Origin of the sequence: uncultured Devosia sp. (assembly GCF_964244875.1) — a bacterium.
Lineage (GTDB): Bacteria > Pseudomonadota > Alphaproteobacteria > Rhizobiales > Devosiaceae > Devosia.
This window is the reverse complement of sequence record NZ_CAXTKA010000008.1, coordinates 1-15,093: the sequence shown is the minus strand read 5'-3', so window position 1 is coordinate 15,093 and position 15,093 is coordinate 1. Positions and strand designations below refer to the sequence as shown.

Here is a 15,093-nt window from a genome sequence, read left to right as displayed (position 1 = left end):
TCGATAGACAAGGTTTGTAACGGTGATGTGTAGGCCGGGGACTCGTACAAGTTCGGTTCGGCTCGCGGCTGCTGAATGCCACGCATACGCCGGAGGTGCCGGGCGCGGCGGGAAAACCGGCGTCGGAGCCGGGCCGCGACGGGCTATACCGGAACGGCAAATCTTTCGTCGAAGGCGTAGCCGGCGCCACGCACGGTGCGGATGGGATCGGTTTCGCGGCCGCGATTGATGGCGCGGCGCAGGCGGCCGATATGCACATCGACGGTGCGTTCATCGACATAGACATCGTTGCCCCAGACGCCGTCGAGCAATTGCTCGCGCGAATAGACCCGGCCGGGATGGCGCATCAGATATTCGAGGAGACGATATTCGGTGGGGCCCAGATGCACGTCGCGGGCGGCACGGCGGACGCGGTGGGTGGTGCGGTCCAGCTCCAGGTCGCCCACCTTGATCGCGGCGGTGACCAGGTTCGGATTGGCCCGGCGCAACAGGGCGTGGATGCGGGCCAGCAGTTCGGGCACCGAGAACGGCTTGACGACATAGTCGTCGGCCCCGGTGGCAAGGCCGCGCACGCGTTCCTCTTCTTCGCCACGCGCGGTGATCATGATGATCGGCACGCGAGCGGTTTCCTCGCGCGCGCGCAGGCGCCGGCACAACTCGATGCCGGACACTTCGGGCAGCATCCAGTCGAGCAGGATCAGATCGGGCAGCTTGTCCTGGATGTGTTGCTGCGCCTCGTCGCCGGTTTCGGCGGTGAGCACGCTGAACCCTTCGGCCTCGAGATTGTAGCGCAGGAGGATCGAGATATCTTCCTCGTCCTCGACAACAAGAATGGTGGCGGGCATCGGTTAGCTCCCAAAGTGGACCGGCAAGCGGCCGGTCACGCCTTGATCTGGGTCCGGTGCAGTTCCTGAACGTCGCTGCTCAGTTGCTTGCCGGTCTGCAGGTAATAGGCGCGCTCCGCGATATTGGTGGCGTGGTCGCCGATGCGCTCCAGATTCTTGGCGCAGAACAGCAGATGGGTGCACTGGGTGATGTTGCGCGGATCTTCCATCATATAGGTCAGCAATTCGCGGAACAGGGAGGTGTGCATGGCATCGACCTCGTCGTCGCGGTTGCACACTTCGATGGCCGCCGCCGAGTCGCGGCTGGCATAGGCATCCAGCGCGTCCTTGATCTGGCGCAGCACCAGGCCCGTCATGTTGCGCACGCCGTTGTAGAAGGTGGGCTGCAGGCTGAGCCCATCGAGCTTGAGCGAGCGGCGGGCCAATTGTTTGGCCATGTCGCCGACGCGCTCCAGGTCGCTGGCGACGTGGATGGCGGTGACGATGGCGCGCAGGTCGCTGGCCATGGGCTGGCGGCGGGCGATCATCGACACTGCCACGTCGTCGATGCGGCGCTGCATGTCGTCGATGCGCTGGTCGGCGATGATAGTGACATCGGCCAGTTCGCGGTCGAGCTTGAGCAGGGCCTTGGTGCCGTTTTCGATGGCCACTTCGACCTGGCCGCCCATTTCGGCGATCAACTGGGCCAGCGAGGTCAGCTCGTCACTATAGGACGTGACGATATGGTCCTGGTTGGAATTGGGCATGGCGAAATCCTTTCGTCCGCGGCGCGGATCAGCCGATACGGCCCATGATGTAGTCCTGCGTCTGCTTGTTCACAGGATTGGTGAAAATGTCTTCGGTCACGCCTTCCTCGATCAGCTTGCCCAAGTGGAAAAACGCGGTTTTCTGGGACACGCGGGCGGCCTGCTGCATCGAATGGGTGACGATGACGATGGTGTAGTTTTCGCGCAATTCGTCGATCAGTTCCTCGATGATGGCGGTCGCGATGGGATCCAGGGCGGAGCAGGGCTCGTCCATCAGGATGACCTCGGGGCCCACGGCGATGGCGCGCGCGATGCAGAGGCGCTGCTGCTGGCCGCCCGAAAGGCCGGTACCGGGCTCATTGAGGCGGTCCTTGACCTCCTCGAACAGGCCGGCCTTGCGCAAGGAGGAAATCACGATCTCGTCGATATCGGTCTTGGACTTGGCCAGGCCGTGGATCTTGGGGCCGTAGGCGACGTTTTCGTAGATCGATTTGGGGAATGGGTTCGGCTTTTGGAACACCATGCCGATACGGGCGCGCAGTTCCACTACGTCCAGGCTCGGATCGTAGATGTTCTCGCCATCCAGCTCGATCAGGCCGCCGACCTTGGCGCCTTCGATGGTGTCGTTCATGCGATTGATGCAGCGCAGGAAAGTGGATTTGCCGCAGCCGGACGGCCCGATGAACGAGGTTACGGCACGATCGGGAATATCGATGGAAATGCCATAGAGCGCCTGCTTGGGACCATAGTGGACGGTCACGTCCTTGGCGTGGAGCCGGATCGGGCGCTCAAGCATATCTGTGGGGTTCATGGCACTGTTCACATTGGTCTGTGTCATCTTCACCTTGCCAGCAATCATGTCCATTTTTAAGCTCCTTTGTCTTGGTCCGCCGCCGGGTCAGGCGCGCTGTTCGAGCCGCGAGCGCAGCAGCACGGCGATGCCGTTGAGCACGATCATGAAGGCCAGCAGCACCATAATGGCCGCGGCGGTATGGGCCTCGAAGAAATTGCGGTTTTCATTGCCCTGCCAGAGATAGATCTGGACGGGCAGGGCGGTGGCCTGATCCAGGGGTGTCGCCGGCACGGCGGCGACGAAGGCCTTCATGCCGATCAGCAGCAGCGGCGCGGTTTCGCCCAGGGCGTGGGCCACCCCGATAATGGTGGCCGTCAGGATGGACGGGAAGGTTACGGGCAGCACATGGTGGAACACCATCTGCGTCTTGGAGGCGCCCATGCCCAGCGCCGCCTGGCGCAGGGCCGGCGATACGCCGAGCAAGGCACCGCGCGTAGCTATGATGATGGTGGGCAGGGTCATCAGGGTCAGCACCAGGCCACCCACCAGCGGGGCGGAGATGGGCAGGTGCAGGTAATTGATGAACACGGCGGCGCCGAGCAGGCCGAAGACGATGGAGGGCACCGCGGCGAGATTGTTGATGTTGACCTCGATGAAGTCGGTGACGCGGGACTTGGGGGCGAATTCCTCAAGGTAAATCGCGCTCGCCACCCCGATCGGCACGGCCAGGACGATGACGATCAGCATCATGTACAGCGAGCCGACGAATGCGCCGAGCAGGCCTGCCGAAGCGGGGGCGGCGCGGCTGTCGACATTGGTCAGGATCGACCAGGCAAAACCCGTGCTGATCGTACCGCTGGCGACGAACTGGTCGATCAGGGCGCGGGCCGGGGCGGACAATTGCTGCTGGGCGTCGCCCAGGTCGCGGTTGATATTGCCCTTGATCCAGTTGTCGGCATTGGCCGAGGCGAGCAGATCGATGCTGGTGGTCTTGCCCAGCAGCGATGGATCGGCGACGAAGCGTTCGCGAATGACATGGCGGGCGTCGGTTTCGGCGATGGTCAGGATGTCGCGGCTCTCGATATCATAACCGGCAGGAGCCGCGGCGCGCAGCGAGGCCTCCACCACCTTGTTCCAGTTCAGCAGCGCAAGCTCGCGTTGCCATTTGATATTGGCGGCCCGGAAATCGGCATCGGACTGACCTTGCGTACGCACCGGGGCCGGCTCGATCTTGATGATGGCCGGATCATAGGTCACCGACAGGTGCAGATCGTTTTGCAGGAAAGCGGGAGCGCCGCGCCCGATGATGTCCACGAACAGCAGCGCGACGAAGCCGAGCGCCAGGATGATGGCGCCCAGTCCGAGGCCCTTGAAGATGGCTTCGCTGAGATGGCGGCGGCGCAGGCTGGCGCGGATCAGCGTGGTCCGTTCGAGCGACGGCCGGCGCGCAAGGGTGAGCGTATCGGTCATGTTATTCGTACTGCTCCCGGAAGCGGCGGACGATGAAGAGGGCAAAGACGTTGAGGCAAAGCGTGATGACGAACAGCGTCAATCCCAGCGCGAAGCCGACCAGCGACTGGGGCCCGGCGAAATCGCTGTCGCCGGTCAGCTGATTGACGATCGACACGGTGATGGTGGCGACCGGCTCGAACGGATTGCCGCGCAGCACCGGGCTGTTGCCGGCAGCGAGCACCACGATCATGGTTTCGCCGACGGCGCGGCTGACCGCGAGCAGGAAGGCGCCGACAATGCCCGGCAAGGCCGCCGGCAGCAACACGCTGCGGATGGTCTCGGACCGTGTCGCGCCCAGGCCGTAAGCGCCATCGCGCAGGGAGCGCGGCACCTGGTTGAGGATGTCGTCGGACAAGGACGACACGAAGGGCACGATCATGATGCCCATCACCACGCCGGCCGTCAGCGCGCTGGTGGCATTGATGGACAGGCCAACCGCGTTGCCCACGTCGCGCAGGAACGGGCCGACCGTCACCAGCGCGAAAAAGCCGTAGACGATGGTGGGAATGCCGGCCAGGATTTCGATGATGGGCTTGGCGACGGCACGCAGCCAGCGCGGCGCGTACTGGCTGAGATAGATGGCGGCCATCAATCCCACCGGGACGGCAACGAGCATGGCGATGGCGGTGATCATCAGCGTGCCGGCCAGGAGCGGCAGCAGACCGTATTGACCGTATTGACCCGGGACGGTAGAGCCGTTGATCGGGTTCCAGATCGTGCCGAAGAAGAAGTCGATGGGGCTGATGAAGGTGAAGAAGCGGATCGATTCGGTGAGCAGGGAAGCCACGATGCCGGCAGTGGTGAGGATGGCGACCGCAGAGCAGGCCATCAGCGCCAGGTTGATGACGCGCTCGACGGTGTTGCGGGCGCGCAGCCGCGCGGAAATCTTGCTGCGGGCGTAGAGCAGCGCCGCGATGCCGGCAACCGCCGCCGCGACGACGACGGCCAGAAAGGTGATGAATTGGAACGAGCGCAACGAATCGCCGGCGGTTTGCTCGAACGGCTGGATCTCGCCGGCCACGCCATAACCCGAGGCCAGCGCCTGGACCCGTGCGATGGTCGCATTCAAGCCGCCCTGATCGAGCGCCAGGACGGTGTCCTGGGGCAGTTGCGAAATGATGAAGTTGTGCGTGATGCCATCGCCGAACCAGGCCCAGAGCCCAACGATGACCAAAGCCGGGACAATCGCCCAGATGGCGACGAGCGAGCCATGATATTGCGACCGGGAATGAACCTTGACGCCATTGGAGGTCGCCAGCGCGCGGCTCCTGGACCAGCCGCTCTGGTAGGCAAGACCCAAAAGCACCAGCAGCAGGCCGGCAATAACCAGGGAATTCATCGTCTGCACGCCCCCGAAAATTGATGGGGCCGCGCCCGAAGGCGCGGCCCCAGACTATTATTGAGCGGCGCCGGCTTCGAAGGCCGACAAAGCAGCAGCGGTCGTGTCGGTCGGCTGCACGATCAGGCCGGCAGCTTCCAGGGTGCCGCCAGCGCCCGAGATCGCGTCGGACAGGAAGAACTGGACGTATTCCTCGATGCCGGGGATCACGCCGAGGTGCTGGCCCTTGACGTAGAAGAACAGCGGACGCGAGACCGGGTATTCACCGGCAGCGACACTCTCGTTGCTCGGCACGACGCCATCGACGGTCGCAACCTTGAGGGTGTCCTTGTTCTGGTCGTAGAAGGACAGGCCGAACACGCCAACGGTGTTGGGATCGGACTTCAGGCGCGCCAGGGTTTCGGTGTAGTCGCCGGAGATTTCGGTGACGACGTCCTGACGATAGGTCGTCAGGGCAGCAGCCTTTTCCTCGTCGCTCAGGCCTTCGGGAAGACCGGCTTCCTCGGCACCGGCAGCGACAACCTTTTCCTGGAACACTTCACGGGTGCCGTGATTGGCGCCGGGGACGGCCAGGGCAATGGTCTGATCGGGCAGGGCCGGGTCGATCTCGCTCCACTTGGTGTAGGGGTTGGCAACAAGCTTGCCGTCGACCGGTACCTGGGCCGCGATGGCCTTGTACACCTGGACCGGGGTCAGGGCGAAGTCGGGGCCAGCGGCGGCCGAGGCAAAGACGATGCCGTCGAAGCCGAACTGGACTTCGCGGATGTCGGTCACGCCATTGGTGGTGCACACTTCGCGCTCGCTGTCCTTGATCGGACGGCTGGCATTGGCGATGTCGATGGTGTTGTCGCCAACGCCTTCACAGAACTGCTTGAAGCCGCCGCCGGTGCCGCCCGAACCCACGACCGGGGTCTTGAACTCGGGGAAAGCGGCGCCGAATTCTTCGGCAACGATCGAAGCGAAGGGCAGCACGGTCGATGAACCGGCGACCTGAATGGTGTCGCGCGACTGGGCAAAGGCGCCGGTCGAGCCCATGGCGAGCGTGATGACGGCAGCACTGGCGAAGAGTGCGATTTTCATGAGGATTTCCCTTTCGGAATTCATTTTATACGTGGCAGGCCGATCCCGTTGGAACCTTTGCCGCCCTGTGACGAGGCAGACCATATGAGGGCCTGGCGACAGTTTTATTGCAGTTAGGCCACGAATTTATGACAATCTAAGTATCTGATATATATAAATATACACTGTAACAATTGCGCCTAGATGGCGTTTTTACGTGGCCAATATGACTCCGCGTAAGAGCGCTTTGGCCAAGCTCCAAGGCGGGGCTCTTCATGAGCACGTGTGCAATTTGATGGCAGGTTGGGATTGCCTTCCCGACAAGACAAAAACACCCGGCAAAGCGTGATCAAACCAGCTGCTGCCGGTGATCGGCTGCGATCATTGCGGCGGCCTTGGAGCCGATCGCCATGGCGGGCGCATTGGTATTGCCCGAGGGAATGAAGGGGATGATGGCGCAGTCGATGACCCGCAGTCCATCGATGCCGCGAACGCGCAGCCGCTGATCGAGCACGGCCAGAGGATCGCTGTCCGGGCCCATGCGCGCAGAGCCTGATGGATGATAATTGGTCTTGACCGTCTGCCCCGCGAATTGGCTCAAGGCGTCGTCATCCTGCACCGCCGTGCCGGGCAGCAATTCGGCGGCGATGCTGGACTTGAACGGTTCGGTTTGCAGCAACTCCCGGGCGTGCCTGACCGAGGCGAGCGTCAGCCGCAGATCGTCGGGATCGCCGAAGAAATTGCAATCGACCAGCGGCTGGGCGCCGGGATCGGCCGAGCGCAGCTTGACGCTGCCGCGCGCTTTGGGTCGCAGCAGGCAGGAAGTGAAGGTCACCCCGTAAGTGGGCTTGGCCGAGGACACGTCGCGGTCGAGATAGACGATGGGAGCACAGTAAAGCTGGATCGTCGGCCGCTCGCCGCCGTCGGGATCGTAGAACAGGCAGGCCTCGATGCCGGTCGTGGTTACCGGCCCGGAGTTGAACAGTAGATATTGCAGGCCGTTGCGCAGCATGGGCCAGCCCTTGTCCTGACCGAAATAGCCGGACCTGGTTCTGGTGGTCGCAATCACCGGGACCTCGTGATGATCCTGGAGATTAGCGCCGACGCCGGGGAGGTCGGCAACCACGGTCACGCCGTGCTCGCGCAGGTGATCGGCCGGGCCGAGTCCGGACAGCATCAGCAGCTTGGCGGTGTTATAAGTGCCGGCGCCGATCAGCACTTCGCGTTGCGCATGAACGGTGCGGGTCACCCCGTCCCTGGTATAGCTGAGCCCGATGGCGCGGCCATTTTCGATAACGATCCGGTCCACCCGCGCACCGGTGACGATGCTCAGCCGCTTGTCGCCAGCGAGCGGATCGAGGAATGCTTTCTTGGCGTCAGAGCGTTCCTTGCGGCGGCCCCATTGGCCATAGGTATGCTGCATGATGCCGACGCCATTCTGGCGGGCGCCGTTGAAATCGGGATTGAAAGCATGGCCCAGGCCCTGCGCCGCCAACAGGAAATCCTGCGTCGTGTCGGCGATATGGCCGGGCTCCGACACGCGCAGATTGCCGCTTATGCCGTGAAACTGGTTGTTGAATTTGCTGTTGGCTTCGAGGCCGGTGAAATGGGGCAGCATATCGGCGTAGGACCATTCGGTGCCGTTGCCGAGATAGGCGGCCCAGCCGTCATAATCCTCGCGCTGGCCGCGCATATAGACCATGGCGTTGACGGCGCTGCCGCCACCCAGCGCCTTGGCCACCGGCACGATCGGTCCACGCCCGCCAAGCTGGGGCTGGGGCACGGTATGGTGCATTTCGAGAAAATCGTCGCGCGCCAGGTATTTCATGTAGCCGGCGGGAAAGGCCATCAGCCTGGCGGTGTCGCGCGGGCCGCGCTCGAGGATAAGCACGGAGAAGCCGAATTCCCGCACCAGGCGCATCGCCGCCACGGATGCCGCCGAGCCACCGCCGGCGATGATGAAATCATAGGTGTCGGCCATGGTCATCCCCCTCATCCGGCGCTGCGCGCCACCTTCTCCCACCAGGGGAGAAGGGAGTCTCCACTCTTATGGTAGCCATTGAAACCCCTCTCCCCTCGTGGGAGAGGGTGCCCGAAGGGCGGGTGAGGGGGAGCTTTAGCTAAACCGACTTGATCATCCCGCCATCGACCCGGATTTTCGCGCCGGTGATATAGCTTGCCTTCTCGCTGGCGAGGAAGGCGACGACGTCCGCCAGTTCTTCGGGTCGGCCGTAGCGGCCGGCGGGGATAGTGGCCATGGAGGCCTTGCGCACGTCCTCGACGCTCGAGCCCGTCCGCTTGGCCGCGGCTTCGTCGAGCTGATCGACACGGCCGGTGTGAATGCGGCCCTGCACGATCACATTGACGGTGACGCCATCGGCGGCCACTTCACTTGCCAGCGTCTTACTCCAGCCCACCAGCGCCTGGCGCAACCCGTTGGAGACCGCCAGCCGGGCGATCGGCGTGTCCACGCCCGAGGAGGTCAGCGTGATGATGCGGCCCCATTTGCGCTCGACCATTCTGGGCAGCAATTGCTGGCTCATGTCGATCACGCTGGCCACCATGGCATCGAAGCCCGATTGCCAGGCATCGAGCGGGGTCGAACGCGCTTCGCCCGGAGCCGGACCGCCCGAATTGTTGATCAGGATATCGACGCCGCCATATTTCAGCACCTGCTCGAGCAGGGACGCGACGCTGGCCTTGTCGCCCAGGTCCAGCCGCTGCGCCCAGATCTTGCCGCCGGCGGCGGTGTCCACCTGCGCGTTCAGCGCCTCGATCGCCGCGGTGCTGCGCGCCGCGCCGACGACCTGCACGCCCTCATTGGCCAGGGCGACGGCAATCGCCGCGCCCAGTCCCTTGCTGGCGCCGAGCACCAGTGCTTTCTTGCCGTCGATGCCCAGTTTCATGCGCCGATCTCCTTAAGGCGCTTGCCTTGGCGCGCCAGCAGCAATTCGATATCGGCAATATCGAGATTGGACAACACCGGTCGGGGCTTGCGCAAGGCGCCCGACTTGATCACGCCGCGCTTGGCCAGCACATATTTGCGCGACGCCAGGCCGATACCCTGCTGCTGCTCGTAGCGGGCGAGGGGCAGGTAGCAATCGAAAATCTCGTGGGCCCGGTCGACATTGCCCGCGGCGCATTGATCGACCACGCCGACCATCATTTCGGGATAGCAGAAGCCGGTCATGGCGCCATCGGCGCCCCGGCTCATCTCCTCGGGCAGGAACAGCCCGCCATTGCCGCAGAGGATCGAAATGCGGCGCGTTTCGCCCTTGTCGCTGGTGGCGCGCAGCGCGGTGATCTTGCTCAGGCCCGGCCAGTCCTCATGCTTGAGCATGACGCAATTGGGAACCTCGCGGATGATGCGCTCGATCACCTTGGGCGCGATGGTCACATTGGTGGTCAGCGGATAATCCTGCAGCACGAAGGGGATCGGCCCCAGCGCTGCGCCGACCGACTGGTAGAAGGCAAAGCTCTGATCGTCCGTCTTGGTGGTCCAGGGCGGGGCGACCATGACGCCGGCGGCGCCCTGGTCCATCACGGTCTGCGCCAGTTCGGTCATGGGCGCGAGGCCGGGCGCCGAAACGCCGACCACCACGGGCAGGCGGCCATTGAGCCGCTTGAGCACGCGCTCGACCACCTGGGCGGATTCGGCGGTGGTCAGCTTGGGAGCCTCGCCCAATTGGCCGAGCACGGTGATGCCGGTCACGCCGACGCCCTCGTAGAAATCGACCATGGAGTCGACGCTGTCGAGGTCAAGCGCGCCGGTGGCGGTGAACGGGGTCACCGCGATGACATAGACGCCCTTGGCCTCTTCGTTGAGGATTGCCATGATGATCTCCAGATTGAGCCGCCTCAGCGGCTGAAAAACAGCGATTGCGCAGTGCTGGCGAACACTTGCCGCCTGACGGGGTCGTTGCCAAGCCAGTTTTGCATCTCGTTGATGAGTTCGGCGTCGTCGGGCATGTTTTCCCACAATTCGGTATGGGGCCAGTCGCTGCCCCAGAGCAGGCGCTCGGGATGGGATGCCACCAGCCGTCTGACGATTTGGCCAAAGGCCCTATGGTCGGTGCCGGTGGTCAGCCGATAGGGCGCCGACAGCTTGACATAGCCACGCCCGCCATCGAGCAGGCGCTGCAAGTCGGCGACATGGCCGTCCGTCGCATCGGTGCCAAGCGCGATGAAGCCGAGATGATCGATCACCACCGGCACGCCGAGTGACGGGGCGATGCTGGAGATGGTGGACAGCTGTTCGGGCTGGATCTGAAACTGCAGCGTCCAGCCTAACGCTGCCAGGTTGCCGGCAAAATCGGCAATGGCGTCAAAGGGTAAACCGCCCTTGTTTCGCGTATTGATTCTGACGCCGCGCACGCCAAGCTCATCCAGGCGGCGTAGGGCATCGAGGCTGGTTTCAGCCGGCAAGACCGCAATGGCGCGCAAATTCTGCGGGTCGCTGGCCAGCGCCTCCAGCAGCACCGCATTGTCAAAACCATAGACGCTGGGTTGCACCAAGACACCCCGTGCGATGCCGCTCGCCTTGGCGTAGTGGCGCCAATCGGTCAGGGTAACGATTTGGGGCGTGTAGCTGCGCGTCGTGTTGAGCGGTGCACCGGCCTTGAACACATGGAAATGGGTATCGACCGTGCCATCGGGCAGGGGGCTCGATGGCGGCTGCGCCATCGGCACCGGGGGCAGGCAGAGCGGCGCCGTGGCGTCGGCAATCACCGGGGGGCCTGCAGGAAGTCGAAATCGGCTCCTTCGTCGGCCTGCATGACGTGCTGGTGATACAATTGGCCATAACCGCGTCGGGGGCCGGCGACGACCGGGGGCAGCGCCGCCATGCGGCGGTCGAACTCGGCGGCGTCGATATCGAGATCGATCCGCCGTGCCGGCACATCCAGGGTAATGCGGTCGCCGGTGCGCACGATGGCCAGCGGACCATTATCGGCCGCTTCGGGCGAGATATGCAGGATCACCGTGCCGAAAGCCGTGCCGCTCATGCGCGCGTCGGAAATGCGCACCATGTCCTTGACGCCCTGCCGCGCCAGCTTGCGCGGAATGGGCAGATAGCCGGCCTCGGGCATGCCCGGCGCACCCTTGGGCCCGGCATTGCGCAGCACCAGCACGTCATCGGCCTTGACGTCCAGATCGTCGCTGTCGATGCGATTGGCCATGTCCTCGACGCTGTCGAACACCACGGCGCGGCCGGAATGCTGCATCAGCGTCTTGGACGCGGCCGACTGCTTAATGACGGCGCCACGCGGGGTCAGGTTGCCCTTGAGCACCGCCAGGGTGCCGATGGGCTTGAGCGGCGCGGCCATGGTGCGGATGATGGTCTGGCCGGGCTCGTCGACCACGGCGTCGATCATGTCGCCGATCGTGCCGCCATAAACGGTGGGGGCGGTGGTATCGAGTTCGGCACGCACCTGCTTGAGCAGGGCCGGAACACCGCCAGCCTGGTGGAATTCGGCCATGTAGTGCTGCCCGGACGGCTGCAGGTCGACCAGCAATGGCACGCGCTGGCCCAATTGGTCGAGCAGGTTCATATCGAGCTTGAAGCCGAGCCGGCCGCAGATGGCGGCCAGATGAACCACCGCATTGGTGGAGCCGCCCATGGCCTGTAAGGCCACCAGCCCGTTGCGGATGACGGCGGGGGTCAGCACATCGCGAACCGTGTTGCCGCCGTCGGCTGCGAGCCTGGCCGCCGCGGCGCCGGTGGCTTCGGCCAGGCGCACGCGCTCGGCATGGGTCGCGGGGGCCGAACCGCCCTTGGGCAGGCAGAGCCCCATGACTTCGGTCAGGTTCGCCATGGTGCTGGCCGTGCCCATCACCGTGCAGGTGCCGACGGAACTGACCAGCTTGTTGTTGACCTCGACGATTTCGGCATCGTCGATTTCGCCGGCGCGGAAGCGTCCCCACATGCGGCGGCAATCGGTGCAGGCGCCCAGCCGTTCGCCCTTGTGGTGGCCGGTGGCCATGGGGCCGGTGGGCAGGAAAATGGCGGGGATTTCGCTCGATGCCGCGGCCATGATCTGGGCGGGCAGGGTCTTGTCACAGCCCCCGATCAACACCACGGCGTCCATGGGCTGGGCGCGGATCATTTCCTCGGTTTCCATCGCCATCAGATTGCGCAGATACATCGAGGTCGGCGCGGCAAAACTCTCGTGGATCGACATGGTGGGAAACACCATGGGCAATGCGCCGCCGAGCATCACGCCGCGCTTGGTCGCTTCGATCAATTGCGGCACATTGCCGTGGCAGGGATTGTAGTCGGAATAGGTATTGGCAATGCCCACGATTGGGCGATCCAGCGCGTCGTCGGAATAGCCCATCGCCTTGATGAAGGCCTTGCGCAGAAACAGGGAAAATCCCTGATCCCCATAACTCGTCAGCTTGCGGCGCAGCCCGTTCGACACAATTCATTCTCCTGCCCGGGCCCGTTGCCGGGCGGGTCGTTGTCGGGGGCCAACCTAAAGTGGTTGGGCATATTGTCAATAAAGAAGGTTTGCGCTTTTGGCCGAATAGGCTGAAATTAAGTGGTGCGTCCAAGTCACCACGACGGTGCCGTGAATTATTATTGACAAATGACCATGTGGCGTAAAGCCGGAGACAATCATGAGCAAGCGGCGGCTGGGCATAATCGGCGCCGGTTGGGTCAGTGCATATCACCTGCCGGCCTGGCAAAAACAGTCCGAGCGGATCGAGCTGGTGGCCATCGCCGATCCATCGCTGGAAGCGGCCGGACAGCGGGCGCGCGCGTTTGGCATCCCTGGCGTTCATGCCAGCGCCCAGGCCATGCTAGCCGCCGAGCAGCTAGATATCGTCGATATCTGCGCACCGCGCGAAGTGCATGCCGAACTGGTGCAACTGGCGGCCGGGCGGGGACTGGATATCCTCTGCCAAAAGCCCCTGGCCACGAGCCTGGACAAGGCGCAGGCACTGGTGGCGGGATTGCCACCCGGTACCGCGCTGATGGTGCATGAAAACTGGCGGTTCCGCGTTTGGTATCGCCGCCTCGGGCAATGGCTCGCGGAGGGCCTCGCGGGCGAGCTGCGCCAGGTCAGCCTGCAATTTTTGTCCAGCGGCATGATCATGCGCGACGGCGAGCGTCCCGCCCTGGTGCGCCAGCCTTTTTTTCGCAAGCAGCAGCGCCTCCTGGTCATGGAGGTACTGATCCACCAGCTCGATACGCTGCGGGCGCTGCTCGGGGAAATGGACGTCGTCGCGGCCCGGCTCGAGCGCAGCAATGACGATATCGTTGCCGAGGATATTGCCGCCGTTACCCTGCGCCGCCGCAGCGACGGGGTGCTCGTCCATGTCACGGGCAATCTGGCGGTGCATGGCGAGCCGGTGGTGCCGCGCGACCAGTTGCATATGTTCGGCAGCAAGGGCACGCTGGCGCTCGACGGCAACCGCCTGAGCGCATTCGGGCCCGATCCGCGCGAGGAGGTCTTCGACCCCGAGGCGAGCTATCAGGGGTCATACGACGCGGCCATCGCCCATTTCCTCGACGGGCTCGATGCCGGAGGGGTGTTCGAGACGTCGCCTGCCGACAACCTGGAGACGCTCAGGCTGGTGGAGGATATCTATCGCCTGGCGCAGTTCGACCCGGCGCGAAAACCACTATAGACTGCGCTGCTGCACGGAGACCCCATCGTGGACACTGGTACTGAGGCCGAACAGATCTTTATCGAGCACGACGATCTCAGCATCGCGCGGGCGCTGGAAGAGGACATCATCTTCGGCCGCCTCGCGCCAGGTACGCGGCTGACCGAGGATACGCTGCTGGCGCGGTTCGCCGTGACCCGGCATTTCGCCCGCCAGGCCCTGGTCCAGCTGGAAGCCATGGGCATCGTGGTGCGCGAACGCAATCGCGGCGCCACCGTGCGCTCGCTTACCCCCAAGCAGGTGGGCGAAATCTACGATGTGCGCGAATTGCTGCAGCGCCAGGCCGCGCTCTGGATTTCGCTGCCGGCGCCCGCCAGCCTGATCGCGGCGCTCGACGCCATCCATGAGGAGCACGGCAAGCATATCGAAGCGGGGTTCCTGCGCGGCGTACACGAAGCCAATGACCGGTTTCACCTGACCCTGTTCGGCGCCTGCGACAATGCGCACCTGGTCCAATCGATCGAGCTCTACATGCGCCTGAGCCTGCCGGTACGGGCTAATTCGATGGGCAATACCGACTCGCTGCGCATCGCGCACGAGCATCACCGCATGATGATCGACATGCTCAAGGGCACCGACAACTGGGTGCTGGCCCAACTCTGCGTCGACCACCTGCAGCCGAGCAAGAAGCGCTACCTGGACCGGGTGGGGTAGTGCTGCGGCACAGCTTAAACTGATCCCCTCGAGGGGACTGCTCATATCGGACTTTGCCAAGCCGGTGTGGTGCTCGTGCCTTCACCTCGATCCTTCACTCCTTATAAGAGGAAGAGATGATGAGCAGACCCATCTCCTATACTTTTTCGATCTGCCACCCAGCCTTTCCCAATCGTTTCCTTATAAGAAAGGGAATTATACCTGTCTTATAAGGAAATGTCTTGGTGAGAGAGTGTCAGCAGGAAGAAGTGGGTGAGGCTCCAGACACCAGTTGAAGTTGAACAACCCTCGGTCGGAGGAGAGTGGTGTGGGTACGGGAGCCCGATATCGGGCTCCGAAGACCCCCACCTTGATCCTCCCCCTGGAAGGGGAGTGTTCACTTGGGACTCTGGATGAGGGATTGGTTGAAGAACATTGTCAGGGTGATATCGAGCATTTGAAGGGTCTTTGAGGCGCGCTTGGAGCGGCGGTTGA

At 63.7% G+C, this 15,093-nt stretch carries 13 protein-coding genes; 2 read left to right on the top strand and 11 right to left on the bottom strand.

What is annotated here, in order from left to right; translation table 11 throughout:
* Window positions 1–143: 143 nt before the first annotated feature.
* The 11 genes from phoB to ACFE8X_RS10680 form a co-directional block, all read right to left on the bottom strand.
* A complete protein-coding gene (gene phoB / locus ACFE8X_RS10730; RefSeq protein WP_375451463.1) occupies window positions 144–845 on the bottom strand; it encodes a phosphate regulon transcriptional regulator PhoB in 702 nt (233 codons plus the stop codon).
* Window positions 846–880: 35 nt separating this feature from the next.
* Window positions 881–1,591, bottom strand: a complete 711-nt coding sequence (phoU, locus tag ACFE8X_RS10725; RefSeq protein ID WP_375451462.1) for a phosphate signaling complex protein PhoU — start codon at window positions 1,589–1,591, stop codon at window positions 881–883.
* Window positions 1,592–1,619: 28 nt separating this feature from the next.
* Window positions 1,620–2,402 carry a phosphate ABC transporter ATP-binding protein PstB gene (pstB, locus tag ACFE8X_RS10720; RefSeq protein WP_375451618.1) on the bottom strand — a complete coding sequence of 261 codons (783 nt, stop codon included), beginning with the start codon at window positions 2,400–2,402 and terminating at the stop codon, window positions 1,620–1,622.
* 87 nt (window positions 2,403–2,489) lie between these two features.
* Window positions 2,490–3,854, bottom strand: a complete 1,365-nt coding sequence (pstA, locus tag ACFE8X_RS10715; RefSeq protein WP_375451461.1) for a phosphate ABC transporter permease PstA — start codon at window positions 3,852–3,854, stop codon at window positions 2,490–2,492.
* A gap of 1 nt (window position 3,855) precedes the next feature.
* Window positions 3,856–5,235 carry a phosphate ABC transporter permease subunit PstC gene (gene pstC / locus ACFE8X_RS10710; RefSeq protein WP_375451460.1) on the bottom strand — a complete coding sequence of 460 codons (1,380 nt, stop codon included), beginning with the start codon at window positions 5,233–5,235 and terminating at the stop codon, window positions 3,856–3,858.
* Between the two features lie 57 nt (window positions 5,236–5,292).
* The gene (locus ACFE8X_RS10705) at window positions 5,293–6,315 is read right to left on the bottom strand and encodes a substrate-binding domain-containing protein (protein ID WP_375451459.1); all 1,023 of its coding nucleotides are present in this window, start codon (window positions 6,313–6,315) and stop codon (window positions 5,293–5,295) included.
* 328 nt (window positions 6,316–6,643) lie between these two features.
* The gene (locus tag ACFE8X_RS10700; protein WP_375451617.1) at window positions 6,644–8,275 is read right to left on the bottom strand and encodes a GMC family oxidoreductase; all 1,632 of its coding nucleotides are present in this window, start codon (window positions 8,273–8,275) and stop codon (window positions 6,644–6,646) included.
* Between the two features lie 139 nt (window positions 8,276–8,414).
* Window positions 8,415–9,200, bottom strand: coding sequence for an SDR family oxidoreductase (locus ACFE8X_RS10695; RefSeq protein ID WP_375451458.1), 786 nt, complete (start codon window positions 9,198–9,200; stop codon window positions 8,415–8,417).
* Window positions 9,197–10,129, bottom strand: coding sequence for a dihydrodipicolinate synthase family protein (locus ACFE8X_RS10690; RefSeq protein WP_375451457.1), 933 nt, complete (start codon window positions 10,127–10,129; stop codon window positions 9,197–9,199). The genes ACFE8X_RS10695 and ACFE8X_RS10690 overlap by 4 nt, the downstream gene beginning before the upstream one ends.
* Before the next feature lie 23 nt (window positions 10,130–10,152).
* Window positions 10,153–11,022 (bottom strand): amidohydrolase family protein, encoded by an 870-nt coding sequence (locus tag ACFE8X_RS10685; RefSeq protein ID WP_375451456.1) that lies wholly within the window; start codon window positions 11,020–11,022, stop codon window positions 10,153–10,155.
* Entirely contained in the window at window positions 11,019–12,713 is a 1,695-nt protein-coding gene (locus ACFE8X_RS10680; protein ID WP_375451455.1) for an IlvD/Edd family dehydratase, read from the bottom strand. Before ACFE8X_RS10680 ends, ACFE8X_RS10685 begins: the two co-directional genes overlap by 4 nt.
* Before the next feature lie 199 nt (window positions 12,714–12,912).
* Here ACFE8X_RS10680 and ACFE8X_RS10675 point away from each other — a divergent pair, with 199 nt between their 5' ends.
* Both ACFE8X_RS10675 and ACFE8X_RS10670 read left to right on the top strand, forming a co-directional pair.
* A complete protein-coding gene (locus ACFE8X_RS10675; RefSeq protein ID WP_375451454.1) occupies window positions 12,913–13,926 on the top strand; it encodes a Gfo/Idh/MocA family protein in 1,014 nt (337 codons plus the stop codon).
* A 27-nt stretch (window positions 13,927–13,953) separates the two neighbouring features.
* Window positions 13,954–14,619 carry a GntR family transcriptional regulator gene (locus tag ACFE8X_RS10670; RefSeq protein WP_375451453.1) on the top strand — a complete coding sequence of 222 codons (666 nt, stop codon included), beginning with the start codon at window positions 13,954–13,956 and terminating at the stop codon, window positions 14,617–14,619.
* The last annotated feature ends 474 nt before the right edge of the window (window positions 14,620–15,093 follow it).

Coding starts and splice junctions, on each gene's coding strand:
- pstC (WP_375451460.1), bottom strand. CDS start 5,235: ATGAATTCCCTGGTTATTGCCGGCCTGCTGCTGGTGCTTTTGGGTCTT.
- phoU (WP_375451462.1), bottom strand. CDS start 1,591: ATGCCCAATTCCAACCAGGACCATATCGTCACGTCCTATAGTGACGAG.
- ACFE8X_RS10695 (WP_375451458.1), bottom strand. CDS start 9,200: ATGAAACTGGGCATCGACGGCAAGAAAGCACTGGTGCTCGGCGCCAGC.
- ACFE8X_RS10705 (WP_375451459.1), bottom strand. CDS start 6,315: ATGAAAATCGCACTCTTCGCCAGTGCTGCCGTCATCACGCTCGCCATG.
- pstA (WP_375451461.1), bottom strand. CDS start 3,854: ATGACCGATACGCTCACCCTTGCGCGCCGGCCGTCGCTCGAACGGACC.
- ACFE8X_RS10675 (WP_375451454.1), top strand. CDS start 12,913: ATGAGCAAGCGGCGGCTGGGCATAATCGGCGCCGGTTGGGTCAGTGCA.
- ACFE8X_RS10700 (WP_375451617.1), bottom strand. CDS start 8,275: ATGGCCGACACCTATGATTTCATCATCGCCGGCGGTGGCTCGGCGGCA.
- ACFE8X_RS10690 (WP_375451457.1), bottom strand. CDS start 10,129: ATGGCAATCCTCAACGAAGAGGCCAAGGGCGTCTATGTCATCGCGGTG.
- phoB (WP_375451463.1), bottom strand. CDS start 845: ATGCCCGCCACCATTCTTGTTGTCGAGGACGAGGAAGATATCTCGATC.
- pstB (WP_375451618.1), bottom strand. CDS start 2,402: ATGAACCCCACAGATATGCTTGAGCGCCCGATCCGGCTCCACGCCAAG.